Origin of the sequence: Micromonospora sp. DH13 (assembly GCF_020873825.1) — a bacterium.
GTDB lineage: Bacteria > Actinomycetota > Actinomycetes > Mycobacteriales > Micromonosporaceae > Micromonospora > Micromonospora haikouensis.
Genome location: NZ_JAHWGR010000012.1, coordinates 1 through 24185, shown reverse-complemented (window position 1 = coordinate 24185; position 24185 = coordinate 1). Strand labels below are relative to the sequence as shown.

Annotated in this window: 25 protein-coding genes, 2 tRNA genes, 1 rRNA gene and 1 pseudogene; 19 read left to right on the top strand and 10 right to left on the bottom strand. The window is 70.6% G+C overall.

Features of this window, described 5'->3' with window-relative positions; genetic code table 11:
- Window positions 1-34 precede the first annotated feature (34 nt).
- The 3 genes from LPA42_RS13940 to LPA42_RS13930 all read right to left on the bottom strand — a co-directional run bounded on the left by LPA42_RS13940 (window position 35) and on the right by LPA42_RS13930 (window position 4177).
- Window positions 35-2719 (bottom strand): Hsp70 family protein, encoded by a 2685-nt coding sequence (locus LPA42_RS13940; RefSeq protein ID WP_228986599.1) that lies wholly within the window; start codon window positions 2717-2719, stop codon window positions 35-37.
- 88 nt (window positions 2720-2807) lie between these two features.
- Window positions 2808-3572, bottom strand: a complete 765-nt coding sequence (locus tag LPA42_RS13935; RefSeq protein WP_077938688.1) for a pirin-like bicupin family protein — start codon at window positions 3570-3572, stop codon at window positions 2808-2810.
- A 41-nt stretch (window positions 3573-3613) separates the two neighbouring features.
- Window positions 3614-4177, bottom strand: coding sequence for a YceI family protein (locus LPA42_RS13930; RefSeq protein ID WP_043966316.1), 564 nt, complete (start codon window positions 4175-4177; stop codon window positions 3614-3616).
- A gap of 110 nt (window positions 4178-4287) precedes the next feature.
- Here LPA42_RS13930 and LPA42_RS13925 point away from each other — a divergent pair, with 110 nt between their 5' ends.
- Window positions 4288-4758 (top strand): MarR family winged helix-turn-helix transcriptional regulator, encoded by a 471-nt coding sequence (locus LPA42_RS13925; protein ID WP_077938689.1) that lies wholly within the window; start codon window positions 4288-4290, stop codon window positions 4756-4758.
- A gap of 244 nt (window positions 4759-5002) precedes the next feature.
- Window positions 5003-5752 (top strand): cellulose binding domain-containing protein, encoded by a 750-nt coding sequence (locus tag LPA42_RS13920; protein ID WP_228986598.1) that lies wholly within the window; start codon window positions 5003-5005, stop codon window positions 5750-5752.
- A gap of 19 nt (window positions 5753-5771) precedes the next feature.
- Here the strand turns inward: LPA42_RS13920 and LPA42_RS13915 are convergent, their stop codons facing one another.
- Window positions 5772-6209, bottom strand: a complete 438-nt coding sequence (locus tag LPA42_RS13915; RefSeq protein ID WP_096761680.1) for a hypothetical protein — start codon at window positions 6207-6209, stop codon at window positions 5772-5774.
- Between the two features lie 178 nt (window positions 6210-6387).
- Here LPA42_RS13915 and LPA42_RS13910 point away from each other — a divergent pair, with 178 nt between their 5' ends.
- Window positions 6388-7824: an RICIN domain-containing protein gene (locus LPA42_RS13910; RefSeq protein WP_077938690.1), complete on the top strand. Its 1437-nt coding sequence runs from the start codon at window positions 6388-6390 to the stop codon at window positions 7822-7824.
- Window positions 7825-7908: 84 nt separating this feature from the next.
- On the opposite strand, the gene LPA42_RS13905 is transcribed toward LPA42_RS13910, so the two are convergent.
- The gene (locus LPA42_RS13905; RefSeq protein ID WP_077938691.1) at window positions 7909-8409 is read right to left on the bottom strand and encodes a DUF1772 domain-containing protein; all 501 of its coding nucleotides are present in this window, start codon (window positions 8407-8409) and stop codon (window positions 7909-7911) included.
- Window positions 8410-8664: 255 nt separating this feature from the next.
- Here LPA42_RS13905 and LPA42_RS13900 point away from each other — a divergent pair, with 255 nt between their 5' ends.
- Window positions 8665-8955, top strand: coding sequence for an RICIN domain-containing protein (locus LPA42_RS13900; protein WP_077938692.1), 291 nt, complete (start codon window positions 8665-8667; stop codon window positions 8953-8955).
- A 49-nt stretch (window positions 8956-9004) separates the two neighbouring features.
- A pseudogene (locus tag LPA42_RS13895) lies at window positions 9005-9124 on the top strand (type II toxin-antitoxin system VapC family toxin); the annotation flags it as partial.
- A gap of 603 nt (window positions 9125-9727) precedes the next feature.
- On the opposite strand, the gene LPA42_RS13890 reads toward LPA42_RS13895, so the two are convergent.
- Complete coding sequence (locus LPA42_RS13890) at window positions 9728-9949, bottom strand: winged helix-turn-helix domain-containing protein (protein ID WP_077938693.1); 222 nt, start codon at window positions 9947-9949, stop codon at window positions 9728-9730.
- 197 nt (window positions 9950-10146) lie between these two features.
- Between LPA42_RS13890 and LPA42_RS13885 the strand changes: the two genes are divergently transcribed.
- From LPA42_RS13885 to LPA42_RS13860, 6 genes are all read left to right on the top strand, one after another.
- Complete coding sequence (locus tag LPA42_RS13885; protein WP_158229441.1) at window positions 10147-10506, top strand: DivIVA domain-containing protein; 360 nt, start codon at window positions 10147-10149, stop codon at window positions 10504-10506.
- Window positions 10499-10810 carry a hypothetical protein gene (locus LPA42_RS13880; RefSeq protein ID WP_144082706.1) on the top strand — a complete coding sequence of 104 codons (312 nt, stop codon included), beginning with the start codon at window positions 10499-10501 and terminating at the stop codon, window positions 10808-10810. The genes LPA42_RS13885 and LPA42_RS13880 overlap by 8 nt, the downstream gene beginning before the upstream one ends.
- Window positions 10807-11790: an AAA family ATPase gene (locus LPA42_RS34430; RefSeq protein ID WP_077938696.1), complete on the top strand. Its 984-nt coding sequence runs from the start codon at window positions 10807-10809 to the stop codon at window positions 11788-11790. The genes LPA42_RS13880 and LPA42_RS34430 overlap by 4 nt, the downstream gene beginning before the upstream one ends.
- Window positions 11791-11916: 126 nt before the next feature.
- Window positions 11917-12756, top strand: coding sequence for a hypothetical protein (locus LPA42_RS13870; RefSeq protein ID WP_077938697.1), 840 nt, complete (start codon window positions 11917-11919; stop codon window positions 12754-12756).
- Complete coding sequence (locus tag LPA42_RS13865; protein ID WP_198956645.1) at window positions 12714-13001, top strand: hypothetical protein; 288 nt, start codon at window positions 12714-12716, stop codon at window positions 12999-13001. The genes LPA42_RS13870 and LPA42_RS13865 overlap by 43 nt, the downstream gene beginning before the upstream one ends.
- Before the next feature lie 81 nt (window positions 13002-13082).
- Window positions 13083-13565, top strand: a complete 483-nt coding sequence (locus LPA42_RS13860) for a hypothetical protein (protein ID WP_228986597.1) — start codon at window positions 13083-13085, stop codon at window positions 13563-13565.
- A gap of 28 nt (window positions 13566-13593) precedes the next feature.
- Here the strand turns inward: LPA42_RS13860 and LPA42_RS13855 are convergent, their stop codons facing one another.
- Window positions 13594-14061: a hypothetical protein gene (locus LPA42_RS13855; RefSeq protein WP_077938698.1), complete on the bottom strand. Its 468-nt coding sequence runs from the start codon at window positions 14059-14061 to the stop codon at window positions 13594-13596.
- 1508 nt (window positions 14062-15569) lie between these two features.
- A complete protein-coding gene (locus tag LPA42_RS13850) occupies window positions 15570-15899 on the bottom strand; it encodes a hypothetical protein (RefSeq protein ID WP_077938700.1) in 330 nt (109 codons plus the stop codon).
- Window positions 15900-16847: 948 nt separating this feature from the next.
- Here LPA42_RS13850 and LPA42_RS13845 point away from each other — a divergent pair.
- Window positions 16848-17405 (top strand): tyrosine-type recombinase/integrase, encoded by a 558-nt coding sequence (locus LPA42_RS13845; RefSeq protein ID WP_228986596.1) that lies wholly within the window; start codon window positions 16848-16850, stop codon window positions 17403-17405.
- Between the two features lie 53 nt (window positions 17406-17458).
- On the opposite strand, the gene LPA42_RS13840 is transcribed toward LPA42_RS13845, so the two are convergent.
- Window positions 17459-17532: transfer RNA gene (locus LPA42_RS13840), tRNA-Gly, on the bottom strand.
- 237 nt (window positions 17533-17769) lie between these two features.
- Between LPA42_RS13840 and LPA42_RS13835 the strand changes: the two genes are divergently transcribed.
- The 6 genes from LPA42_RS13835 (at window position 17770) to LPA42_RS13810 (ending at window position 23221) form a co-directional block, all read left to right on the top strand.
- A tRNA-Pro gene (locus LPA42_RS13835) sits at window positions 17770-17843 on the top strand.
- A gap of 145 nt (window positions 17844-17988) precedes the next feature.
- Window positions 17989-19341 carry a trigger factor gene (tig, locus tag LPA42_RS13830; protein ID WP_077938701.1) on the top strand — a complete coding sequence of 451 codons (1353 nt, stop codon included), beginning with the start codon at window positions 17989-17991 and terminating at the stop codon, window positions 19339-19341.
- Window positions 19342-19512: 171 nt separating this feature from the next.
- The gene (locus LPA42_RS13825) at window positions 19513-20154 is read left to right on the top strand and encodes an ATP-dependent Clp protease proteolytic subunit (RefSeq protein ID WP_043966346.1); all 642 of its coding nucleotides are present in this window, start codon (window positions 19513-19515) and stop codon (window positions 20152-20154) included.
- 14 nt (window positions 20155-20168) lie between these two features.
- Entirely contained in the window at window positions 20169-20831 is a 663-nt protein-coding gene (locus LPA42_RS13820; protein WP_043966349.1) for an ATP-dependent Clp protease proteolytic subunit, read from the top strand.
- A gap of 208 nt (window positions 20832-21039) precedes the next feature.
- The gene (gene clpX, locus LPA42_RS13815; RefSeq protein WP_043966350.1) at window positions 21040-22335 is read left to right on the top strand and encodes an ATP-dependent Clp protease ATP-binding subunit ClpX; all 1296 of its coding nucleotides are present in this window, start codon (window positions 21040-21042) and stop codon (window positions 22333-22335) included.
- A gap of 88 nt (window positions 22336-22423) precedes the next feature.
- Complete coding sequence (locus LPA42_RS13810; RefSeq protein ID WP_077938702.1) at window positions 22424-23221, top strand: carbon-nitrogen hydrolase family protein; 798 nt, start codon at window positions 22424-22426, stop codon at window positions 23219-23221.
- A gap of 18 nt (window positions 23222-23239) precedes the next feature.
- On the opposite strand, the gene LPA42_RS13805 is transcribed toward LPA42_RS13810, so the two are convergent.
- The gene (locus LPA42_RS13805) at window positions 23240-23467 is read right to left on the bottom strand and encodes a hypothetical protein (protein WP_077938703.1); all 228 of its coding nucleotides are present in this window, start codon (window positions 23465-23467) and stop codon (window positions 23240-23242) included.
- A gap of 623 nt (window positions 23468-24090) precedes the next feature.
- On the opposite strand from LPA42_RS13805, the gene LPA42_RS13800 reads away from it, so the two are divergent.
- Window positions 24091-24185, top strand: a 16S ribosomal RNA gene (locus LPA42_RS13800); the annotation flags it as partial.

Below are 24185 nucleotides of genomic sequence, written 5' to 3'. Positions count from 1 at the left end.
GGCGGGGCCGGGCGGCGATCCACCGTTGCCGTCGTCAGGGCGTCGGGGCGAAGCGGTACAGCACGAAGTCCTTCGCCGCGCCGCACAGCAGCACGCTGGTGTTCCACGAGCAGGACTCGCTGCGTACGTCCTCGGCCAGGCCCAGCTCGACCGGGCCGGTGCCGCCGACCGCCAGCCCGGCGACGCTGCGGTCGGCCTCGCCGCCGCTGAGCGGGTCGGCGAAGACCAGCACGTTGCCCGCGTCCAGCCGCACGGCCACCCCGCTCCGGTCGCGCAGCACCGCCCGGCCCGCCGGGTCGAACAGCGTGGACGTCGCCTCCGGGAACTGCCGCCGCACGATCAGGTGCGCGCCCACCGGCACCAGTTCCCTGGCCCCCGGCGTCGCCCAGCGCCTCGCCTTCTCGCCCTCGGCGACGGCCACCACCTCGGCGCGGTCCGCGTCGCCGGCCGGGGCCTCCAACAGGCACGCCCGGTGCTTGCCGCAGGCCACCAGCGCCGCGACCCGACGCCCGTCGTCGGCGGCGCTGTGCAGCACCGTCGGCTCGGCCACCCGGGTGAGGTCGTACCCGAGCAGCCGGTAGCCGCCGGCCCCGGCGTCGTCGACCACGTACAGCCGGTCGTCCCGCGCGACCATCGGGTCGTCGAGGTCGGCGACGGCGGGCCAGCTGCGCAGCACCGTGCCCTCGACCAGGTCGATCAGCCGGGCCGAGCGGTCCGCGCCGATCTGCACGAGCCGGTCGGCCTTGCCCCGCCACGGGTCGCGGGGCGTCCCGTCGGCGTACGCCGGCCCGCCGGCCGCCTCGGCGGTCTCGACCGGCAGCACGGCGCTGCGGGCGTTGCCGGACGAGTCGCGCGGGTTGTCCTCGGTCCAGACCTGCGCCCCGTCGCGCATCCGCAGCCCGACGAGCCGGTTCCCGGTGGTGTCGACCAGCACCGCCACGTCCCGCCCGAAGATCACCCGGTCGTCGTCGCCGATGCTCCGGCTCCACCGCTGCCCGCCGGAGGCGGCGTCGCGCACCACCAGCTCGCGGGGCGCGTCGACGCCGATCGGGTCGGCGAAGGCCGCCACCGCCCCGGGCACGGCGACGAGCGCGTCCCACTGCTGCGCCGTCTGCGTGGTCTGCTTCCGCCACCGGGTCCGGCCGGTCCCCGCGTCGAGCGCCACGATCTCCAGCCGGTCGTCCGGCAGCGGGTACGCCGCGTAGCCGACGTCGCCGAGCAGCGCGGTGAGGGTCTCGACCGGCCGGTCCTCGCCGGCCGGGACGCGTTCGACCTCGGCCAGGTTCTGGAACTCCAGCCCCGGGTAGCGGTCCCGGGTGAACCACAGCGCGGCCCCGACGCCCACCCCGGCGAGGGCGAGCACCGCCGCCACCGTGATCCACAGCGCGCGCCGCTGGCGAGCGGCCGAAGGCGACCCGGGTGCGGCGGGTGACCCGGGTGCGGTCGGCGGCACGGGCGCGGGCGGCGACACGGGCATGGGCCCGCCCCACGCGGTGGCCGGCGTCCCGGCGGGGGCGGGCACGGTCGACGGCAGCCCCGGAGCAGCGCCGGGCGGGGCGGGCGGCGACGCGGGGGCCGGGCGGGGGGTCGGCAGGTCCGTCAGCGCCCCCTCGGCCACCGGCAGCTCCGGCTGCTCCAGCACGGTCGGCGCGACGCCCAGCTCGGCGTGCAGCATGCGGGCCACCAGCGGCATCCGGGTCGGGCCGCCCACCAGGAACAGGCCGGCGAGCCGGTCGGGGGTGAGGCCGGCGGCGGCGATCACCCGCCGGGTCTCGGCGACGGCCCGGGCCAGCAGCGGGGCGGCCACGCCCTCGACGTCCTCGCGGGTCAGCTCGACGACCGTCGGCAGGCCCGGCACGACCACCGGCGCGACCGTCGCCCGGGACAGCATCTCCCGCGCCTCGCGGACGCCCTCCCACAGCTGGTGCCGGTCGCGCCACTGCGGCGCGTCGGCCGGCCGGGTGAGCCGCTGCCACACCTGCGGGTCGGTGGCGGACACCCGCTCGCCCAGCCGGGTCACCAGGGCCGCGTCCAGGTCCAGCCCGCCCAGGTCGGGCACGCCCCCGGTGGCGGTCACGGTGAAGCCCGAGTCGCCCCACGGGTCGGCCCCCTCGTTGCGCAGCACCGCCACGTCGAGGGTGCCGCCGCCGAGGTCGAACACGGCGATCGAGCCGCCGACGGGCACCGGCCGGCGCAGCACCTGGGCGTAGTAGCGGGCGGCGGCGACGGGCTCGCGCAGCAGCCGGGTGCCGGGCGGGGTGGGGCCGGACAGGGTGTGCTCGGCGGCCTGCGGCCAGCCCGCCCGCAGCAGCGCGTCGGCGAGGACCTGCCGGCGGGCGTCGTCCCAGGACGCCGGGCAGGTGAGCACCGCCGGGGGCAGGAAGCCGACCGCGGCGACGGCTGCCTGCCCCACCGCGTGCAGGATCGCGGCGAGCAGGTCGGCGGGGGCGTACTCGCGGTCGCCCAGCGTGACGGCCGGGGCGTCGATGCGGCGCTTCGGGTTCGGCTCGTAGCGCCCCGGGTCGGCCTGCGCCAGCCGCCGGGCGTCCCGGCCGACGTGCAGCCGGCCGTCGGCGTCGGCGTACACCCCGGAGGGGACGACCGGCTGCCCGTCGACCAGCAGCGGGCGGGTCCGCCCGTCCGGCCAGCGCAGCACGGCCACGGTGTTGGACGTGCCGAGGTCGACGCCGAGGGCGAACCCGTCGTGCTGGCCTGCCATCTGCCGTTACCTCCGCCGGGACGAGCCGATGTCCGGCCCCGCATCGTACGCAGGCCGGACACCGGTCCCGTGGCCGCCGCCGGGCGGCTCAGTCGGCGACGGTGGCGTGCATCTCCCAGACCAGGATCTCGGCCGGCTCGGTGGCCGTGACCCGCTGCCCGCCGGTGGCGGTGAAGCGGACCGCGTCGGCGGTGCCGAGCGCGCCCGAGCCTTCGAGGGTCACCGCGCCCCGGGGCACGAACAGGTGCAGGTACGGCGCCTCGGGCAGCTGCACGCTCTGGCCGGGCTGGAGCCGGGCCGCGTACAGGGCGGCGTACCGGTTCCGGATCCGGATGGCCGCGGCGTCGGCGTGCCGGTCCATCCCCGACGCGACCGGGACGAGCCCGCCGGTGAGCAGCTCGTCGCCGATCTCCAGCTGCTCGTAGCCGGGGGTGACGCCGGGCTCGTCGGGCACCACCCACATCTGCACGAAGTACACCGGCTCGGTGTGCCGCTCGCCGCCGAGCCGCCACGAGTCGTTCTTCTCCGAGTGCAGGATGCCGGTGCCGGCGCTCATCCGCTGGGCCAGCCCCGGATAGATCACGCCGGAGTGGCCGGTGGAGTCCTGGTGCACCAGCGACCCCTGGAGGACCCAGGTGACGATCTCCATGTCCCGGTGCGGGTGCGTCTCGAAGCCGGTGCCCGCCCGGACCACGTCGTCGTTGTTCACCAGCAGCAGCCCGTGGTGGGTGTTGTCGGGGGACCAGTGGTTGCCGAACGAGAACGAGTGCTTGGAGTCGAGCCAGGCGATGTCGGTCTTGTACCGGTCGTCGGCCCGGCGGATGTCCACCCGGGGGGTCAGCGTGGCGCTCATGGGATGTCCTCTCAAGGCCGCTGGTGGGAGGGGGAGCGGGGTCAGGCGTTCTTGATCGCCGAGACCTCGAACTCCAGGGTGATCTTCTCGCTGACGAGCACGCCGCCGGTCTCCAGCGCCGCGTTCCAGGTCACCCCGTAGTCCTTGCGGTTGATCGTCACCGCGCCCTCGAAGCCGAGACGCAGGTTTCCGAACGGGTCGCTGGCCGCGCCCTCGTAGGTGAAGGGGATCGTGACGGGGTTGGTGACGCCCTTGACGGTCAGGTCGCCGGTCAGGTCGAAGGTGTCCTCGCCGGTCTGCCGGAACGCCGTGGAGACGAAGGTGATCTCCGGGTGGGTCTCCATGTCCAGGAAGTCGTTGCTGCGCAGGTGCGCGTCGCGCTGGGCGTTGCGGGTGTCGATGCTCGTGGCCTGGATGGTCACCCGCACGTCGGTGCGGGCGGGGTCGGCCGCGTCGAAGGCGACGGAGCCCTCGAACTCGTTGAACGCGCCGCGCACCTTGGTCACCATCGCGTGCCGGGCGACGAAGCCGATGCGGGTGTGGCTCGGGTCGATGGTGTAGGTGCCGGTCAGCTGGGCCAGGTCGGCGCCGGTTGCGGTGCTCATCTCGATCTCCTCCGGGGTCTCATGATGTGTCATGTACGTTGGCCTCAACCTACATGACGCATCATTCATTCCGTCCATGACGTGTCATGCATCACTGGTACGCTGGGGTCATGACCGGCACCCGATGGCTCGACGACGACCAGCAGCGCGCCTGGCGGGCGTACCTGCGCATGCAGGCCGAGCTGGCCGCGCGGCTGGGTCGGCAGTTGCAGGCCGACTCCGGGCTCTCCTTCGCCGACTACGGCGTGCTGGTCCAGCTCGCCGAGGCCCCCGGCGGGCGGCTGCGCCCGTTCGCGCTGCAACGCGACCTCCAGTGGGAGCAGAGCCGCCTGTCGCACCACCTCGGTCGCATGCAGCGCCGGGGCCTGGTCGACCGCGAGGAGTGCCCCCAGGACGCCCGGGGCGCGTTCGTGGTGCTCACCGCCGCCGGCCGCGCGGCCATCGAAGCCGCCGCGCCCGCGCACGTCGACACCGTCCGGCGGCTCGTCTTCGACCAGCTCGACCCCGACGAGGTACGCGCCCTGGAGCGCATCGCCACCCGCGTCGTCGACGGCCTGGACGCCGAACGCCGGCCGGCCTGACCGCGCGCCAGCGGCTGTCCTGACGGCTGCCCGCGCCCGACCGGAACGGCTTATTGCATCGACGTTTATCGAATGGAAGGCTGTCGCTGGGTCGCGCGCCCGGGAGCCGGCGCGAAGCCCCGAACCAGCCTGGGAAGGCGCGCGGGGTGGCAGGGCCATCCGGCGCCGGGCCGCCCTCCCGGCGACCGCCGCCGACCGCTGCCCGCCAGTCGGTCGGCGCGTCCCGCGATCCGAGGAGGTACGGATGTTCCGCATGCCCGGCGTGGTGCTCGCCGCCGCGACCCTGACCCTGGCCACCTGGGCCGGCGCGGCCGGCGCCGCCGCCGCGCCCCCCGCCCCGATGCAGACCCCGGCGCCGCCGATCCCCACCCCGACTGTGGCGTGCCCGCCGGCCCTGCCGATCTGGGGTCAGGTGACGGCGACCACCGCGACGAGCCTGACCATCACCTACACGATGCTGCTCAGCCCGCCCTGCGGCTACGACCCGCCGATGCAGGTCCTCCTCTTCACCAGCCGCTCCGACGCCGAGCAGTGGCACAACCCCGCAGCCCAGGCCCTCACCGGGCCCGAGCGCAACGGGACGGTGACCATCGGCGGGCTGACCCCGGGCACCGACTACTGGTTCCGGTTCAGCGAGCCCGACGGCAAGAAGGACCCGTACGTCATCGGTGGGCCCGCCCGCACCACCGACCAGTCGGTGTGCACCGCGACCGCCACCGTCGACAACCAGTGGATCGGCGGCTTCACCGCCACGGTCACCGTGCGCGCCAGCGGCGGCGAACCGGTCCAGGGCTGGCGGGTGTCCTGGCGGTGGCCCGGCGACGAGCGCATCTCGGCGGCCTGGAACGGGGTGGCGGAGACCAGCGGGGCCGACGTCGTCGTCCGCAACGCGTCGTACAACGGCACGCTGGCGCCCGGCGCCTCGACGACGTTCGGGATGATGGTGTGGTCCAGCGGCGCGGCCGGCGTCCCCACGCTGACCTGCGGCCGGTAACCGTCAGCCCGGTCAGTGTTCAGTCCGGCTCGGGGGCGAAGGGGCGGCGCCGGGGCTGCCGTAGCTCCCAGTCGGCCGGGCAGAGGTACGCCCAGGCGCCCGCCACCACCATGTTGATGTCGGGAAGGCCGGTGCCCCAACGCGGTGGGCGGCCCGCGACGCGCTGCAGATAGCGCTCGTAGACGGCGAAGAAGTGGTATCGCGGCGCGGTCCGCCACAGCGCGTACGGCTGCTCCCGCATCCAGTCGCAGGCCGCGTCGCCCTCGGCGAGCAGGTCGGCGGCGGGCGGCAGCACCGGCACCGGGGCGTCGCTGTGCGGATCGCCGTACTCCTTGAGGTACGCCAGGTAGCCGTCCTCGTCGCGGCGGTGGGTGAGGTGGACGCCGGCGACGGCGACCGGCGCGGCGAGCGCGGCGGCCGTGACCAGTCCGAGGACGACGCGTGTCCGCTTCCGCACGGCACGAGGGTAATCCGGCGGCGGGCGTCCCACACTCCGGTTACCGAGTTGTTGCGCATGGGTGACCATCGATGGGTTAATGCACGTGCAGCCCAGTCTCGGCCGCGTCGCGGCGTCGGGGCCCTGCGGCGGATGTCGAGGTCGGCGCGGCCGTCCTGACCGACGGAAGGACGATCGGATGAGCAGAGGCGGACGTCTCCTGTCGCTGGGAATGGCGCTCACCGTGGCCATCGCGGCGGTGGTCGGGCCGACCACCGTGGCCACGGCCGCCCCGGTGACCGTCACCAACGGCACCCAGTTCACCGACACGGGCGGCGCAGTGGTGCACGCCCACGGCGGCGGTGTCCTCAAGGTCGGCGACTACTACTACTGGTTCGGCGAGAACCGCAACCCCGACAACACCTTCCGGGCGGTCTCCGTCTACCGCTCCACCGACCTGCGCACCTGGGAGTTCCGCAACAACGTGCTGACCCAGTCGTCGGCCGCCGAACTGCAGCGCGCCAACATCGAGCGACCGAAGGTCATCTACAACGCCAGCACCGGCCGGTACGTGATGTGGATGCACAAGGAGAACGGCTCCGACTACAACGAGGCGCGGGCCGCCGTGGCCTCGTCGGCCACCGTGGACGGCAACTACACCTACCACGGCAGCTTCCGGCCGCTCGGACAGCACATGTCCCGCGACATCACGCTCTACAACGACAACGGTACGGCGTACATGATCTCGGCCGCCGACGACAACTACGACCTGCACATCTACCGGCTCACCTCGGACTACCTGAACGTCGCCACCCTCGTGGGCAACTTCTGGGACGGCGCCCACCGCGAGGCGCCCGCGATGTTCAAGCGGGGCAGCACGTACTTCCTGCTGACCTCCGGAGCGACGGGCTGGAGCCCCAACCAGGCGAAGTACGCCACCGCGCCGAGCATCTCCGGGCCGTGGAGCGGCTGGACCGACGTGGGCAACAGCAGCACGTTCAGCTCCCAGCCGGCCTACGTGCTGCCCATCCAGGGCAGCTCCACCACCAGCTATCTGTACCTGGGCGACCGCTGGGCGGGCGCCTGGGGCGGCCCCGTCGGCGACTCGCAGTACGTCTGGCTGCCGATCACCTTCCCGTCCAGCACCAGCATGAGCCTGACCTGGTACCCGTCCGTCACCATCGACACGGCCACCGGGACGGTCACCGGCAACTCGCCCGCCTCCTACCGCGTCACCGCCCGGCACAGCGGCAGGGTGATGGACGTGGTGGGCTACTCCACGGCCAACAACGCCGAGGTCAGGCAGTACACCTGGAACGGCGGCGGCAACCAGAAGTGGGAGTTCCAGGACGCCGGCGGCGGCTACTTCCGCGTCGTCAACGCCAACAGCGGCAAGTGCCTCGACGTCGCCAACGCGTCCACCGCCGACGGCGCCAACATCATCCAGTACACCTGCGGCAGCGGCACCAACCAGCAGTGGCAGTGGGCCGCGACCGGCGACTACTTCCAGCTCCGGGCCCGGCACAGCGGCAAGTGCCTCGACGTGGTCAACGCCGGCACCGGCGACAGCGCGGACATCCAGCAGTACGCCTGCAACGGTGCCGCCAACCAGCAGTGGTCGCGTACCCCGTCCTGACGGCTCGCGCCGAGCGTGACGGATGGGGCGTGCGGGTGATGTCGTGCCGGCCGTCGGCGTGGGTGAGCCGCCTCGGCTGCCGACTCAATCGGCGGTACGGCCGTAGACGAGCAGAGCCCAGGTGAGGCAGCCGAACGCCGCCGTGCTGCACAGGGCGCGGACGATGTTCCAGATGACCCAGCTGGATTCGAAGCGCCCCCGTACGGCTGCGAGGTCGGCATTGTGGCCGGGATCGCCGGCCGCCGCGAGCTTGTCGTTGAGCGGTACGTTGACGGCGATGGTGATGAGGAACATCGCCAGGTACAGGGCCAACCCGCCGGTGATCCACGGCAGCGCTGGGCGGCCTTCTCCGCGCCAGGCCAGGAGAGCGGACAGGGTGGCGAACACCGGTGCGCCCAGGAAGCCCGGCATGAACCAGCCGTTGACTATGGTCACGTTGATCCGCTGCATCGTGTCCACGAACGTCCGGTCCCCGGCCCCTTTCAGCGCGGGCATGACCGCGTAGGCGAAGGCGGCGAACAGCCCTGCCATGAGTCCGGTGGTGATGGTGGCGGCGATCAGCGACACGTGCTGTGCAAGTCGCATGGTGTCCAACTCTCCCAGATGTCGTGTCACGGGTGGCTAGAGCCACCGGGCGAGGGCGTTCGACAGGCGGTCCATCTCGTCGGCGTCCACCACGTGGCCGTCCGGTTGCCCCGGGAACCCGAACACGTTCGGCCCCCGGCGGTCGATGGCCAGGTCAGCTCACGCGGCGGCAGCTCGTCGAACCGGGCGTTGTTCGCACAGGAGAAGCAACCTCGCTGGTTCATCACTGTGCAGTAGAGCCCACGCTGTCGGCTTCTGCCACCCCGTCGCCCGCACTCACGGCGCGCGGCTACGACGTCATCGTTCCCTCGCTCCCACCGGATCCGCTGCCGGTGGCAGTGGGCGGCGACCGGCGACCACTTCCAGCTCCGGGCCCGGCACAGCGGCAAGTGCCTCGACGTGGTCGACGCCGGCACCGGCGACGGCGCGGACATCCAGCAGTACGCCTGCACCGGAGCCTTGTCGTCCTGGACACGGACGTCGCGTCGGCGATTCTGCGGGGCCGCCTGCCCCAAAAGACCGGCCTCGTGCCCGTCTGACGGGTAAGACCCTGTGCATCACGTTCGTCACGCTGGGGGAGTTGACCAAGTGGACCGTGCTGCGGAGTTGGGGGCCACGCAAGCTGGTCGACCTTGCGCAGTGGCGATCCGGCGTGGTGCTGCTGCCCTTCGATGAGGCGGTGGCGACTACCTGGGGCCAGCTCCAGGCGCGGGCGCAGCATCGGGGGCGTCCCCGCCCGACGAACGACTCCTGGATCGCGGCTTGCTGCCTGGCCGACCGCTTCCGCTGGCGACCTTCAACGGCAAGGACTTCGCCGAGTACGACGGCCTACGCCTGTTCGACGTGTCGTAACTTCACGTACCGGGTCCGGCCTGACCTCGGCGGCGACCGACCACCTCCGCGATCGTGCATCGGCGCTGGCCACGTTGCCGATGACGTGGACGGGCGAAAGACGCCTCGCACCAGGGTTCACCTGGCGGACCGTGCCGGGGGCTCGTACCAGGCGCTGCCGTGATCGGTGCTCGCCAGGGCAGCCCTGAGCAGTGACGGTCGAGTGCGCCCGCCCGGCGGGCCCCCGTCTGTTTGATCGACTTCATGTCGGCGACATGGCGGTATCAATCGGACGGGGATACCCCCACCTGCCCGACATGAAGTCGATCAACCGCCCGTTTGGGCGGTTTGCCCGGCCTGATGGGGCGGGCGGGCCGACGCTTGCGCGGTTCCCTTGACCACGTCTCGGGCTGTGATTGCGCCCGGGCCCCGCGCGGCGGCCTGCCCCAGGTCGCGATCATGTTCCTCGGTGCAGCAGCCAGGGCCGTCAGTCCGCCGGCTTGGCCTTGACGTAGACGCCTTCGCCTTGGCGGCCTTCGACGATGCCTTCAGTTCGAAGGATCAACATGGCACTGCGAACAGAAGCGTAGGAAACCCCATGTTCGGCCTTGAGCTCGGTCGTCGACGGCAGCTTGTCGCCGACGGTGAACTTGCCACTGCGGATTTGTTCGCGGATGGCCTCTGCCACTCGCTCGTACTTCGGGGTCATCCGTAACTCCTCGGGTCGCAACCCCGAGTAGATCACTTCCAGATACCCCTAGGAGGGGCACGAGTCCGGTGCCTGCCCGCTTGTCCACCTGCGCGGAGTTGCGGCAGGCACCGGGCCCGATGCAACCAGCCACACCAAGGCAGGCCGTTTCGGCGGTCGGGCCGCGCGTCGCTGTCGACAGCGAGGGACGGAGGCACATGGAGCGGAGCACCGACGAGGGCGGCGGGCTCTACCGGACCACCCAGCACCTGTTGACGCCGGTGGAGGTCCGCTGGCAGCGCTTCCCGATGACCCGCTTCGGTCGGCGAGGGCTCGACCCGGAAGCAGTCGCGACCTTCCTTCGCCGCGTCGAGATCGACACGGACACGCTCTACCGGGAGGCCGTCGCCGCGCAGGACGAGGCCCGCCGCCATCAGGCCACCGTGCTGGAGCTGCAAGCGGAGTGCCGGCGTCCTCGCGAGCTGTGGGCACCCCGGCGCCGCGGTGAGTACAGGCGTGCGCCCGTGTGGCCGCTCTACAAGGGGCGTCCACCGGATGGCGGGCAGGACGATGACTGACTACCCGGCGATGCACGGCCCGTCGAGGCCGGACTGGAACTGCCTCGTCTGCGGCGAGCCCTGGCCGTGCCTCGTCCGCAAGCGGCAGCTCAAGGAGCTGTGCCACTGCAACGTACGGGCGCTTGAGCGCTACATGAGCCCGTACCTGCGCGACGCACACCGGGAGATCGACGGCCTGAGCACCGCCGAGATCACGGATCGGTTCGTGGGGTGGTGCGGCAGGCCACTGGAGATGTGGGCGGTCCCGGAGCGCGGCCGACAGGTTCCGGAGCCCGGGGCCGCCGACGGCCTCCCGTCGTCGTGAGCCAGGTCCCTTCGCCGTGGGACGTCATCCTGGTCACCCGGAAGGCGTCTGTCCAGTTCGTGGAGCCGATGACCTTCCGCGTGATCAAGGTGCTGACCGAGTTGGTCACGTACCACGGTTGGGTGTGGCTTCGGGGCTACCAGCTGGACGACAAGGGCCGCGCGGTCGCCAGCCGCGAGCTATTCGTCCAGCCCGCGGGCCTGGTGACGCTGCGGGAACGCCAGGCCCCGCAGCCGGCCACGCTCAACGCCCGCCGGAGAAGGAACATGCCGCCGCCGGCCAGCGCGACCCGCCGTACCGGGATAGGGGTGTGGTGGGTCGACGGCCCTGCGCCGACGGGCTCGCCCCCGACGGTGGGGGCTCGGCGCGGCGACGTCCTGATCTGTCAGGATCGGCGGATGCCAGTGCGGGAACGGCCGGTGGTGATCGCGGTATGCGGGTGCCCGGGGGCGGGGAAGACGACCGTCGCCTCCGCGACGGCTGGCCACCTCGGCATCCCGTTCCTGACCCGCGACGAGATCAAGGCAGGTCTCGGCCTCTCCTCCGCCTCCGTCGGCGAGGACGGTCGGGTACGCCTCGACGGGGACTTCCACCTCGCCGGTGGCCCCGTCAGCCTCCGGGCCGAGGCCGTGATGGTCGACGCAGCCCGACTGCTCGCGGCCTCCGGGGTGAGCTTCGTCGTCGAGTCCTCGGTGCTGTCCCACCAGTTGCTGGGCGTGCTGCTCGCGGGTGACGCCCGCGTGCTGGCCGTGCACGTCGTCGCCCGGGAGGCGGTCATCGGCCGGCGACTCGTTGCCCGGGCGGCCGGGGGCGGGGCCGTCGGCCAGCAGCTTCTGGCCCTGTTTCAGCGGGGCGAGCTGAAACGGTCGATCTTCGTGCCGCCGGAGGGCGTCGACGCCGTCGTCGAAGTCGACACGTCGGACGACGCGGCTCCGGTCATCGAGACGGTCGTGGCAGCAGCCGTCGCCCTGCTCGGGTAGCCGGCAACGGGCGGCTTCCGCCATCCCGCCAGGTGCCGGAGCTCCGATCCGGGTAGGGGATCGGGTGCGCGCCGGGAGGTGACTCGGCGGCGAGCAAGGGGTGACGTGTTGTGGTAGAGGTGAACGATGGGGCGAACCTTCGTACTGCTGTCGAGCCCGTTTCTCGGCCCGGTGGTGTGGGCTCCAGTCGCCTCCGCACTCACGGCGCGTGGGTACGACGTCATCGTTCCCTCGCTCCCACGGGATCCGCTGTTCTCACCCGACGAGGTGCTACGCGCACTGGACAACGCCGTGCCCAGGCTCGGCGAGCTGGTCCTGGTGCCGAACAGCAACGCCGGCCTGTACGTACCCGCGCTCGTCGCTTCGCGCCCGGTGCGGGCAACCGTGTTTCTCGACGCCGTGCTGCCGCCGGAGAGCGATCGCATACCGGTCGCACCGGCGGGGCTGATCGCGACGCTCCGGGATCGGGTCGGTGCCGATGGCCTGCTGACGCTGTGGAGCGAGTGGTGGCCGGAAGAGGACGTCGCCGCCCTGTTCCCGGACCAGCAGACCCGGCGGCGGGTCGAGGCTGACCAGCGCCGGGTGCCCTGGGACTACCTCACCGCGGAGGTGGACGTCCCCGCCGGTTGGGCGACGAACCCAGCCGGCTACGTGGCCTTCGGTGCCACGTACGCCAATGAGCTTCGGGAAGTGGAGAACCGGGAATGGCCGGCTCGGATCCTGGACGGCCGCCATCTTCACATGGTGTGGGACCCGCGACTGTCGCTGCGACACTGGTCGAGATCACTGACGAGTTGGAACAGCGGTGAATGGGACGAGTCAGAGCCGGAAGCCTACGACCGTTGGTGCCCCTGGGTGACCGTCCTGGGTGCCGTTGTTGGCAGGTACCTGACACGGTGCCCGACACGGACTAGCCTGGGTCGGTGGCCGAGCTTCTGGCGATCGCGCTGGTTGGTGGTTCGTTGACGGCCATCCTGGGCCTTCTCGCATGGCTGGCGGCCAGGGTTCGTCGCCGAGGTATCGGCGACAACGTCATGGGACCGTTCGAGGAGATCTGGCATCCAGCCGCTCATCGATTCCGCACAGAGATCAAGGTGCACGAGGAACGGATGGTGCCCCTACCGTCCCCTGGAGACCCGAAGCGGCGAGTGCGCGGCGGAGTCGCCGGTCCCGGGCAGTCTCCCACCGAACAGCCGCTGAGGAACCCATGACTCTCCAGCACCTCGGACGACTCGGCTCCGGTCTGTGACGGTGGGCGTGTGGGCTGGCGATCGTGGCCTACCCTCCTGCACATGAACGTGTCGCGGGCCCGCCTGCTTGCCTGCGCGGTCATGCCGTTCCTGGCGGCCTGCGGCCCCGGGGCGTCGGGCCCCGCAGAGGCCGCCGCACCGGTGACCTACACCTGCTGCGAGGCTCAGGACGTCGACAAGTCGTACCAGGCGGGGGAGACCTTGACCGTGCACTGGACTGTCGAGTCACCGGAGCAACCGGGCGCAGCCTCGACAGGGTTCGAGTTGACCGCGCGCCTGACAGGTCCGTTCACCACAGCGGGCGATCTCAAGGCCGCGACGGAGGACACCCGAATCATTCCAGGGCTGGTCACCTTCGAGGCTGTACCGATTCGGCCATCCGGCGTGCCCGACGAGCGACCCGTCAGCACCATCGTGATCGGTGTCGATGCCCGGCCGGGTTACTACAACCTGGTCACCTCCTCGGGGGACGGCGACAAGACGGTGAGCGGCGGCAGCATCGTCCAGGTGGTGGCCAGGCCATGAGCGTCGGGGCTCGCGTCCCCTGACGGCGTCAAGCGACCGCCTCGTCGCAGAAGTCCTCGTCATCGTCGTCTAACGGCAGCGGTGTCTGCCACCAGAGGTCGATGAGGAACCTCTGGTAGTCGTCGCGCCCGCTGCGGTGGACCCGGACGCCGTAGACCCCCGCCCCTGGCGGCAGCGTGATCTCTGCCGCCGCTCCGGCGGTGATCACCTCGACGAGCAACGCCCCGGTGGGGCAGTGCAACTCAAGCTGTCGGCATCCGTCCCACGAGCCGCCATCCGGTTCGGGCTCGACGTCCCATGTCCGCAGTTCGAGTCCTACGTCGAGCGGGTCCGAGAGCGCTCGTACGGTGAGTTGGTACGTGGATGCACCGGCCACCTGATTGTGTGAATCTCTGTACGACTCCCCGTCGTCGCCGGCATCGCACCACGCGTCTCGTAGGACGAAGTGGCCGTAAAGGATGCCGACCTCGGCTCGGTGCACGGCGAGCGGCTTCATGCCTCGAGAGGCTGACACCGCAGTCTGACACTCCGACGTCAAAGCCGCTCGCCGACGTGTCTGTGCTCGAGACGAGGGTCGGACACGCGACCGCCCCGGCCGCGCTGATGACACGCAAGCGCATGAAGAGGCCGGGACGAGAACGGCCCGGGTGCAGCGCCCGTCTCGCTGATCTGGCCGGAGGCGGTGGAGCGGGCGACGGGAATCGAACCCGCACCGTCAGTTTGGAAGATCGTAATCGGCTGTCATGATCTGCCCGGATCGCCTGGTCAGCGGCGGGGTCGTGGTGCCCGATCATGACCGCTGGAGACCGTCTGGGACACCGGCTACTGGCACGTGGCTGGCACGGCTGCGCGGAGGGCGCGCGGCTGTCCGGCGGCGTGCGGCTTACCGCCTCCGGCCTCTCGGGCCGGGGGCGGCTTGCCGTGTCGCCGGCTCCCCGCGCGCCTTGACCCCGGTACCCGGTGGCAAGCCGCGAAGCGGCGCGGCAGCCGATCGCCCCGCCCTCGGCGGTGGATGACCGCCTCGCGATCGTCACGACCGCAAGTCGCTGGTCAGTCGCCATGCGGACAGTTTCGACGTCCGGTCTCCGGTACGGTCCCGTAGTGGACCTTCGATCCCGGCGAGCCGCTACCAGACGAGTAGTAGGCACTGCGTCATCGCTGGCGGGCTTGCTGATCTCCGCGCTCACCGCGTTGAGCGACTCAGGGCAGACGGAACCTCACGTCCTCGCCGGCCTCCTGGTACTCGTCGGCGTTGGACTGCGCATAGAGGCTGCGATCATTGCTCCCCAGGCGTAGGACGAGCCATGGTTGGCCGCGCGCGGCCGATGCCGGCCGGAGGCCGCCAGCAGGCCAGTGCGCGGCCAACGCGCCGCGCTTGCGCGGTGCCTTGATCCTGAAGAGAGTAATTCGGCAGTGGTGGGTTGAAGCCGGATGTCCCGTCACTCAGTAAGCCACCCGGCGTACCTGCCATCTGTTGCTACCGTTCTGACCGTGCGACTCGACAGGCGTTGGTTGGCGGGCGGACTGCCCCTTGGACTTGGGGTGCTGTCAGGGTTGGCAGCGGCCGGTGCAGGCGGGTCGATCGAACGTGCTCCTGCCGCTGCCCTCATCATGGTCGCCAGCCTCGGTGGTTCAGGACTGGCAGTCGGCGCGGTTGCAGCATTCCGCGAGCGTGCGCTCTGGTGGGCTGCTCTTGTACTGCTGGGTTTCTATGCCGGAACCTGGCTGCGCTCGTCGTACCACAGCGCCGCCGGGGACGCCCTCGTCCTGGTCCTCGCTGCAGTTCCGACCTCCATAGGAACCGTACTTGGCCTCGCGGCAGGCCAGTACGTCGTTGCTCGACGGGCTCCGACCTCTCGCTTGTAAGTTCTGGGCGCTCCGTCCGGGCATGTCCGCGCACGTCTCTGACGTCGGGCGCTGATCCGTCGCCGACCAACTTCGGCTCGCGCTGTTCGGCCCTGTTGCTGTCACCGATGCTGTCGACAGCAACAGGGCCATCGCCGCTTAGCGTTGGTCGGCAATCGACACTTGCTGCCCAAGGAACTCGCGGAGGAGCCGGCAGAGGTTCGAGATGGCCCGCGTGTGGTCGTCATCGCTGGCAAGGCTGTCCTCGGTCGCACCCTCACCGAAGGTCTCCACCAACACCAGCGACCAGAAGGCAAGGCTGCTGCCACGGTGGCGGACGGACATCCACCCTTGGAACTCTGCCAGCTCGCCCCGGCCACGCGCGAGGTCGAACCCTGTCAGCGCCGAGAACGCTCGCTCGTACCTTGGCCGTCCGACATACATACCTAGCCGATGGTCCACATGCCAGAGGAACTCATCCCAGCCCACTGGAGCATTGTTCCTGACCAAGACCGCTTCGGTGTGAAGGAATGACCGGCCGCCGCTGAGCTGTGCAAGCGGACCGGCGGTGCTGCGCCAACGGTCCGCCAGAGTCCACGGTCGTCCGACCTTGCTCGTGCCCGTCGTCACCCAGCTGGTTACCCAACTGGAGCGCCGTCCCTCAGCGAACACGTCGCCACCACCACGGCCAGGCCTGCGGTGCGGTCGGGTCCGGCCAGGTGATTGCTCGGTACTGACGGTCTAGGGGAGCAACGAGCCGGATTAGCCCACCGCGAGACCACGTAGGCATCGAATTCAAGACCCACTCAAGCCGGTCACGTGGATCGCTAGGGCCACAACACGGGCAGCCGTAGCACGGGTTGTCCGAACTTTGCGCGCCGGGTTTGTAGACGAACGATCGCCACGATCGGTATGCCGACGCGAACGCCCGATCCAACCTGCGGCGTCGAAGCTCCGTGGCCACCCTGGGTGGCATGTCCGGTAGCCGGATGCGGGCGGCGAGTTCCTGCTCAGGCACTCTGCCGAGGGCACGCAAAGCGCCTGGACGCTTACGCCCCATGGACCTTTCTGGTGTCAGCCATGATCCAGAGCATTCCACTCGTACGACGCGATTGTCTAGGAGCTTGCATCGGGCACCCCCACAGACCGCACCCGTTTGCCATCCCGTCTGCCGTCGACCCGCCCCCTGGGGAGCGGGCCGCCGCCCGGCCCGCTACGTCAAGACGGCCTTGACGGCTCGTACGGACGCTGGCGGGTCGGGCGGTGGTCTGCTCGGCTCGTCCGGGTCGACGGTGGGCGGGATGGCTCCCCACCGCCACCGCCCACGGACCGCAAGCCGCCGGCGGACCCCCGGCCATCCTGGAGCCGGAGCGCCCCCGCCGGAGGCGCAGTAACCGCAACCCCGCCACCGACCCGGCAGCCGCCGACGCGGCCGGCGTGCGCTCCCCCACGCCGCGCGGACTACTGGCCGCGCGGCCCGGCCGGCTGCCGGCCCCACCACCCCACCGGACAACGCCGGAGGAGCTGGTCTTCACGGGAGACAAGGGTGCGGTGCTGCGTTCCGGCAACTTCCGTCGGGCGGTCGGCTGGGCGGCGGCGCTGCGGGCGGCCGGCATGCCGGAGGGGTTCCACTTCCACGACCTACGGCACACGGGCAACAACCTGGCGGCGGCGACCGGGGCCAGCACCCGGGACCTGATGCACCGGATGGGCCACGCGAGCATGCGGGCGGCGCTGGTCTACCAGCACGCGAACAGCGAGCGGGACCGGGAGATCGCGGCCGGCATGGACCGCCGCATCGCCAAGCAGGCGAAGCGGGCGACGGCACCGGGCAAGGGCAAGTCGACGAAGGGCAAGGCGAAGGGCAGCGACAAGCCGGCGAAGCAGAAGCCGACCAAGGGCGGAAAGGCCGAGCGGCCGGCACGCGAACCCGCCTCGGACGGCACGGCCGGCGCTACTGGCACGCCAATGGCACGCAAGATCGGTAAGGGCTAGAACGAGAACGGCCCAGGCTCGGCGAGCCCGCCGCTGACCTGGGCCGGAGGGTGTGGAGCGGGCGACGGGAATCGAACCCGCACCGTCAGTTTGGAAGACTGAAGCTCTGCCATTGAGCTACGCCCGCGTGCGCCCCGGTGCACGGGGTGCGCCGACAGCCTACCCGGTGCCCGGGTTCGGCGCGCATCCTGTCCGCGCGTACCCATGATCCACGTCATGCCGGGGAGGTGGTGGTATCCGCGCCCCGGGATACCGCCATGTCGCCGATATGGCGGCGCGGACGCGGCGCGGACGCGGCGCGGACGCGGCGCGTCCGGCCCCGGCACCCCCGCCGCGCCTCGACGGCATACACTTCTCGTCGCCACGGGGTGTGGCGCAGCTTGGTAGCGCACTCGCTTTGGGAGCGAGGGGCCGTGGGTTCAAATCCCGCCACCCCGACTGTCGTCCGCGGCCGGGGCACCCCTGGGAGCCGCCGGTTCCCACCTGGTGCCCCGGGCGCTGCCGAGGGGCCGCGTCGGCTCGCCTACACTCGATGGGCTGAATCACGCCCAGACTCAACTGAGATCCGTCAAGGAGTACGCCTGTGAAGAGCACCGTCGAGACTCTGAGCCCGACGCGCGTGCGGCTCGCCATCGAGGTGCCGTTCGTCGAGCTCGAGCCGAGCCTCAAGAAGGCGTACCGGGAGATCGGTTCGCAGGTGCAGGTGCCCGGCTTCCGGCGGGGCAAGGTGCCGGCCGCCGTGATCGACCAGCGGGTGGGCCGGGGCACCGTCCTCAACGAGGCGGTGCAGGAGGCCATCCCGCAGAACATCCTCGCCGCGGTCCGCGAGCACGACCTGAAGACCCTCGGTCGCCCCGAGGTCGAGATCACCGAGTTCAACGACGGCGACTCCCTCAACTTCACCGCCGAGGTGGACGTCCGGCCCGAGATCACCCTGCCGGAGCTCGACTCGATCGAGGTCACCGTCGACGAGCTCCAGATCGACGACAGCGAGATCGAGGAGCAGGTGAAGAACCTGCGCGAGCGGTTCGCCACCCTGAAGACCGTCGAGCGGGCCGCCGCCGAGGGCGACTACGTGCAGATCGACCTGAACGCCACGGTCGACGGCGAGGACGTCCCGGGCGGCTCGGCGACCAACATCTCCCACGAGGTCGGCAGCAAGCAGCTCCTGCCGGGGCTGGACGAGGCCCTCGTCGGCCTCGCCGCCGGCGAGAGCACCACCTTCACCACCCAGCTCGTCGGCGGCGACTTCGCCGGCCGGGACGCCGAGGTGGCGGTGACCGTGCGCACGGTCAAGGAGAAGGAGCTGCCGGAGCTGGACGACGACTTCGCCCAGATGGCGAGCGAGTTCGACACCATCGAGGAGCTGCGCGCCGACGTGCGCGAGCGGGTCACCCGGGGCAAGCGGGTCGAGCAGATCTACGCCGCCCGCGACAAGGCCCTGGAGCAGCTCGTCGAGGCCGCCGGGGTGCCGGCGCCGGAGGGCGTCGTGCGCGAGGAGGTCGAGGGCCGCAAGCAGGCCATGATCGACCAGCTCGAGCGGATCGGCGCCTCCCTGGAGGAATACCTCGCGGCCGAGGAGAAGACCGAGGAGCAGATCGACGCCGAGCTCAACGAGGCGGCGACCGACGGCGTCAAGATCCAGCTGCTGCTGGACACCCTGGCCGACGCCGAGGAGGTCCAGGTCTCCGACGACGAGTTCGGCCACGAGATCGTCCACCGCGCGCAGCGCGCCGGGATGCCCCCGCAGCAGTACTACGACCAGCTGGTCCGCTCGGGCTCGGCGGCGGCCGTCTTCGGTGACGTGCGGCGCGGCAAGGCGCTGGCCTCGGTGATGGAGCGCATCAAGATCAAGGACACCGCGGGCAACGAGGTGAGCCTCGACGCCATCCGCGCCGAGGGCGAAGAGGCGCACGACCACGACCACGAGCACTGACACCTCAGGTGCGGCCGCCGTCCACCGGTTGCGGTGGGCGGCGGCCCAAGCCCTTTTCCGGGTACGTCCCGAAGGGGCTGCGCTGAGAGCGAAAAGCGCCCCGACCGGGACTCTGCCGCCCGGGCGAGCGGTTAGTGTCGGGTAGGACGGTACGGAGAGCGAAGGGCTGCCATGACCGACATGCACATCCCAGCGAAGCCGCTCCGGGCGATCGATGCCCGCGGTGGCGAGAACATTGGCAACCTCGACGACTCGGTCTACAACCGGTTGCTCAGGGAGCGCATCATCTTCCTGGGCAGCGAGGTGAACGACCAGGTGGCCAACCGCATCTGCGCGCAGCTGCTGCTGCTCGCGGCGGAGGACCCGGACCGGGACATCTACCTCTGGATCAACTCGCCCGGTGGCTCGGTCTACTCCGGCATGGCGATCTACGACACGATGCAGTACATCGACAACGACGTTTCCACGGTCGCGATGGGCATGGCCGCCTCGATGGGGCAGCTGCTGCTCTGCGCGGGCACCAAGGGCAAGCGCTACGCCCTGCCGCACGCCCGGATCATGATGCACCAGCCGTCCGGCGGCATGGGCGGCACCGCGTCGGACATCGCCATCCAGGCGGAGCAGATGCTCTACACGAAGCGGATGTTCCAGGAGCGGGTGGCCTTCCACACCGGCCAGACTTTCGCCCAGATCGAGGCGGACTCGGACCGTGACCGCTGGTTCACCGCCCAGGAGGCGACGGACTACGGCTTCATCGACAAGGTGATCACCGGAGCCGTGCAGGTTCCGGCGGGCGCCGGGACCCTGAGCTGACCGAGGAGCTGACGATGACCGACCTGAGCCTGCCGCCCCAGTTCGCGGCCGTGCACAACCGCTACGTCCTGCCGTCGTTCGTCGAGCGCACGTCGTACGGGGTGAAGGAGTCCAACCCGTACAACAAGCTCTTCGAGGACCGGATCATCTTCCTCGGTGTCCAGGTGGACGACGCGTCCGCCAACGACGTGATGGCGCAGCTGCTGACGCTCGAGGGCACCGACCCCGACCGCGACATCATCATGTACATCAACTCGCCGGGTGGCTCGTTCACCGCGATGACGGCGATCTACGACACGATGCAGTACGTCCGGCCGGACATCTCCACGGTCTGCCTGGGCCAGGCGGCCAGTGCCGCAGCGGTGCTGCTCTCCGCCGGCACGCCGGGCAAGCGCATGGCGCTGCCGAACTCGCGGATCATCATCCACCAGCCGGCCACGGAGGGCGGCTACGGGCAGGGCTCGGACATCGAGATCCAGGCCCGGGAGATCCTGCGGATGCGGACGCAGCTGGAGGAGATGCTCGCCCGGCACTGCAACCAGCCGGTGGAGAAGGTCCGCAAGGACATCGACCGTGACAAGATCATGACGGCCGAGGAGTCCAAGGAGTACGGGCTGGTGGACACGATCCTCACCAGCCGCAAGAAGGGGCTGCTCGCCGCCAACGCGGCCAGCTGAGACGAGCATGGGTCAGAGGTCGGCCAGGCGCTTTGCCGGCCGACCTCTGACACGCCCGATTTGGGGGTCGGAGAAACCCCCGCCAGCGGGTAACGTCGGGCCCGTACCGCTGCGTCGGGACGGTCCGGCGAGCGAACGGAGACGGACGGAGCGCAGCGTCCGCAGGTCATGGCCGGTGCACCGGCCGATGAGTGCAGGGAGAACGTAGGTGGCACGGATCGGTGACGGCGGCGACCTACTCAAATGCTCCTTCTGCGGCAAGTCGCAGAAGCAGGTGAAAAAGCTCATCGCGGGCCCCGGGGTCTACATCTGCGACGAGTGCATCGATCTCTGCAACGAGATCATCGAGGAGGAGCTGGCCGAGTCCGGCGAGGTGAAGTGGGAAGAGCTTCCCAAGCCGATGGAGATCTGCCAGTTCCTCGACAACTACGTGGTCGGCCAGGACCAGGCCAAGAAGGCGCTCGCGGTCGCCGTCTACAACCACTACAAGCGGATCCAGGCCGAGGCGGCCGGCGCGCCGGGTTCCGGCAGTGACGCCGTCGAGCTGGCCAAGTCCAACATCCTGCTGCTCGGGCCGACCGGGTGCGGCAAGACCCACCTCGCGCAGACCCTCGCCCGGATGCTGAACGTCCCCTTCGCGATCGCGGACGCCACCGCCCTCACCGAGGCGGGTTACGTGGGCGAGGACGTGGAGAACATCCTCCTCAAGCTGATCCAGGCCGCAGACTACGACATCAAGCGCGCCGAGACCGGCATCATCTACATCGACGAGGTCGACAAGATCGCCCGCAAGTCGGAGAACCCGTCGATCACGCGGGACGTCTCCGGCGAGGGCGTCCAGCAGGCGCTGCTGAAGATGCTCGAAGGCACGGTGGCCAACGTGCCGCCGCAGGGCGGGCGCAAGCACCCGCACCAGGAGTTCATCCAGATCGACACCACCAACGTGCTGTTCATCTGCGGTGGCGCCTTCGCCGGCCTCGACCAGATCATCGAGGCCCGCACGGGCCACGGCGGGACGGGCTTCGGCGCGCGGCTCCGCTCGGTCTCCGAGCGGTCGACCGACGACATCTTCAGCCAGGTCATGCCCGAGGACATGCTGAAGTTCGGCCTGATCCCCGAGTTCATCGGCCGGCTTCCGGTGATCACCAACGTCCGCAGCCTCGACCGGTCCGCCCTCGTGCGGATCCTCACCGAGCCGCGCAACGCCCTCGTGAAGCAATACCAGCGTCTCTTCGAGCTCGACGGCGTGGAGCTGGAGTTCGAGCCGCCGGCCCTGGAGGCCATCGCCGACCAGGCGATGCTGCGCGGCACGGGCGCCCGTGGCCTGCGCGCCATCATGGAGGAGGTCCTGCTCTCCGTGATGTACGAGGTGCCGAGCAACCCCGACGCCGCCCGGGTGCTGATCACCCGCGAGGTGGTCCTGGAGAACGTCAACCCCACGATCGTGCCGCGCGAGTTCACCGGCCGCCGGGCCCGCCGGGACCGCGAGGAGAAGTCCGCCTGACCCTCCCCGTCCGGCGGGGAGGGTCCACGACCCCTCCGCCGGCGGTGGAGGCTGTCGCGGGGGCCCCGGCAGCCGTACGCTGAGGGTCATGCGCGTCGCCGTCTGCCAGCTGAACTCCCGCGACGACCGGGCCGCCAATCTCGCGGCCGCGGAGGCTCTGTTGATCCGGGCCGCAGCGGCCGGCGCGGACTTGGCGGTCCTCCCGGAGTATGTCGACTATCTCGGCACCGCAGCCGGGATGCCGGCGCCCGAGCCGGTGGACGGCACGGTGGGTCGGTTCTTCGCCGACGTCGCCCGGCGGCTCGGCATCTGGGTGCACGCAGGTTCGTTCCACGAGGCGGGCCCGGACCGGGATCACACCTGGAACACCTCCCTGCTCTTCGACCGCACGGGCGCGCTCGCCGGGACCTACCGCAAGATCCACCTGTACGACGTGGAGATCCCCGGCCGGGTGTCATACCTGGAGTCGGCGACGGTGGCGCCGGGAGACAAGCCGGTGGTGGTCGACGTCGAGGGCGTCCGGGTCGGCTTGTCGATCTGCTACGACCTCCGGTTCCCGGAGCTGTACCGGCACCTGGCCACGGATGGGGGTGCCACGCTGCTGGTGGTGCCGGCCGCGTTCATGGTGCACACCGGGCGTGACCACTGGGAGGTCCTGTTGCGGGCGCGGGCCATCGAGAACCAGTGCTTCGTCGCCGCCGCCGGTCAGACCGGCGACCACGAGCCGGGGCGCACCTGCTTCGGCCGGAGCATGGTCGTCGACCCGTGGGGGACGGTCCTCGGCCAGGTGCCGGACGGTCCCGGTCTCACCGTCGTCGACTTGGACCTGGACCGCCTCCGGACCATTCGCACCGAGCTGCCCAGCCTGGCGAACCGCCGGCTCTGAAGCGTCAGGGCCCGCGGGTCAGCTCTGCAGGAGCACCCCCAGCACGGTGAGCCCGGCGATGGCGGTGGCCGTGATGAGCAGCGCGGCGGACATCCGCGAGCGTCCACGCCGCGCCAGCCGGCCCACGGAGAGCAGGATGACGGCCACCACCACGGCGCCGATGACCAGCTGCCAGAACGGCAGCAGCAGTCCGAGCAGGGCTTCTTCGGCGAGGGGCGTCGCCTGGCGGGGGAGGGCGTCATCCATGCCAGACACTCTGACATGCGCGGGCGCGATTTCGGTGTGCGTGGCGGGGCCCTTTCCGTCAGGACAGTGACAGGCGTTGATTTGCCTTCCCGAGGCCGTACGCGTAACTTTCTCTCTGCACGCGGGAGGCCGGACAAACCGGCTGAGAGCGGGCACAGGCTCGCGGCGGAGACGCCGAGCGAGGCTGGTCCGGGCGGTGCGGGGCGACTCCGGTGAGACGGGGTTGCGATCGCGAAGCCGACCGGGTAGAGTGCTGAGGCCGGCAGGAGCCGGGCGGGTGGCCGCGAAGCGGCGATCGGCCGGTCTGCGGCTCTCCACGACAGAAACGACCGCCGTTCTTCGGCGTGCGTCGCCGTGGGTCCGAGTGAATCTGAGCGCAAACCTTGGGAACAGGGTTGACAGCAAAGATGAGATCGGGTAAGTTAGAGAGGTTGCCCCGGAAGGCAGCCCTACAGTGTAGGGCTCCGGATGGTGTGTGGTTGTTCTTTGAGAACTCAACAGGGTGCTTGATAAGCCAGTGCCAAGTAGTTTGATACCCCGCACTGGGTCGGCCTTCGGGTTGGTCTGGTGGGGATTCCTTTGGCAACACATTTTGTTGTCGGGATGGATTGTTCAACAGGTTTTTGTTGGAGAGTTTGATCCTGGCTCAGGACGAACGCTGGCGGCGTGCTTAACACATGCAAGTCGAGCGGAAAGGCCCTTCGGGGTACTCGAGCGG

What these genes read in the sequence shown, in the direction of transcription:
- LPA42_RS13940 (WP_228986599.1), bottom strand. Translation starts at nt 2,719, where the DNA reads ATGGCAGGCCAGCACGACGGGTTCGCCCTCGGCGTCGACCTCGGCACG.
- LPA42_RS13935 (WP_077938688.1), bottom strand. Translation starts at nt 3,572, where the DNA reads ATGAGCGCCACGCTGACCCCCCGGGTGGACATCCGCCGGGCCGACGAC.
- LPA42_RS13930 (WP_043966316.1), bottom strand. Translation starts at nt 4,177, where the DNA reads ATGAGCACCGCAACCGGCGCCGACCTGGCCCAGCTGACCGGCACCTAC.
- LPA42_RS13925 (WP_077938689.1), top strand. Translation starts at nt 4,288, where the DNA reads ATGACCGGCACCCGATGGCTCGACGACGACCAGCAGCGCGCCTGGCGG.
- LPA42_RS13920 (WP_228986598.1), top strand. Translation starts at nt 5,003, where the DNA reads ATGTTCCGCATGCCCGGCGTGGTGCTCGCCGCCGCGACCCTGACCCTG.
- LPA42_RS13910 (WP_077938690.1), top strand. Translation starts at nt 6,388, where the DNA reads ATGAGCAGAGGCGGACGTCTCCTGTCGCTGGGAATGGCGCTCACCGTG.
- LPA42_RS13905 (WP_077938691.1), bottom strand. Translation starts at nt 8,409, where the DNA reads ATGCGACTTGCACAGCACGTGTCGCTGATCGCCGCCACCATCACCACC.
- LPA42_RS13890 (WP_077938693.1), bottom strand. Translation starts at nt 9,949, where the DNA reads ATGACCCCGAAGTACGAGCGAGTGGCAGAGGCCATCCGCGAACAAATC.
- LPA42_RS13885 (WP_158229441.1), top strand. Translation starts at nt 10,147, where the DNA reads ATGGAGCGGAGCACCGACGAGGGCGGCGGGCTCTACCGGACCACCCAG.
- LPA42_RS13880 (WP_144082706.1), top strand. Translation starts at nt 10,499, where the DNA reads ATGACTGACTACCCGGCGATGCACGGCCCGTCGAGGCCGGACTGGAAC.
- LPA42_RS13870 (WP_077938697.1), top strand. Translation starts at nt 11,917, where the DNA reads ATGGGGCGAACCTTCGTACTGCTGTCGAGCCCGTTTCTCGGCCCGGTG.
- LPA42_RS13860 (WP_228986597.1), top strand. Translation starts at nt 13,083, where the DNA reads ATGAACGTGTCGCGGGCCCGCCTGCTTGCCTGCGCGGTCATGCCGTTC.
- LPA42_RS13855 (WP_077938698.1), bottom strand. Translation starts at nt 14,061, where the DNA reads ATGAAGCCGCTCGCCGTGCACCGAGCCGAGGTCGGCATCCTTTACGGC.
- LPA42_RS13825 (WP_043966346.1), top strand. Translation starts at nt 19,513, where the DNA reads ATGACCGACATGCACATCCCAGCGAAGCCGCTCCGGGCGATCGATGCC.
- LPA42_RS13820 (WP_043966349.1), top strand. Translation starts at nt 20,169, where the DNA reads ATGACCGACCTGAGCCTGCCGCCCCAGTTCGCGGCCGTGCACAACCGC.
- LPA42_RS13810 (WP_077938702.1), top strand. Translation starts at nt 22,424, where the DNA reads ATGCGCGTCGCCGTCTGCCAGCTGAACTCCCGCGACGACCGGGCCGCC.
- LPA42_RS13805 (WP_077938703.1), bottom strand. Translation starts at nt 23,467, where the DNA reads ATGGATGACGCCCTCCCCCGCCAGGCGACGCCCCTCGCCGAAGAAGCC.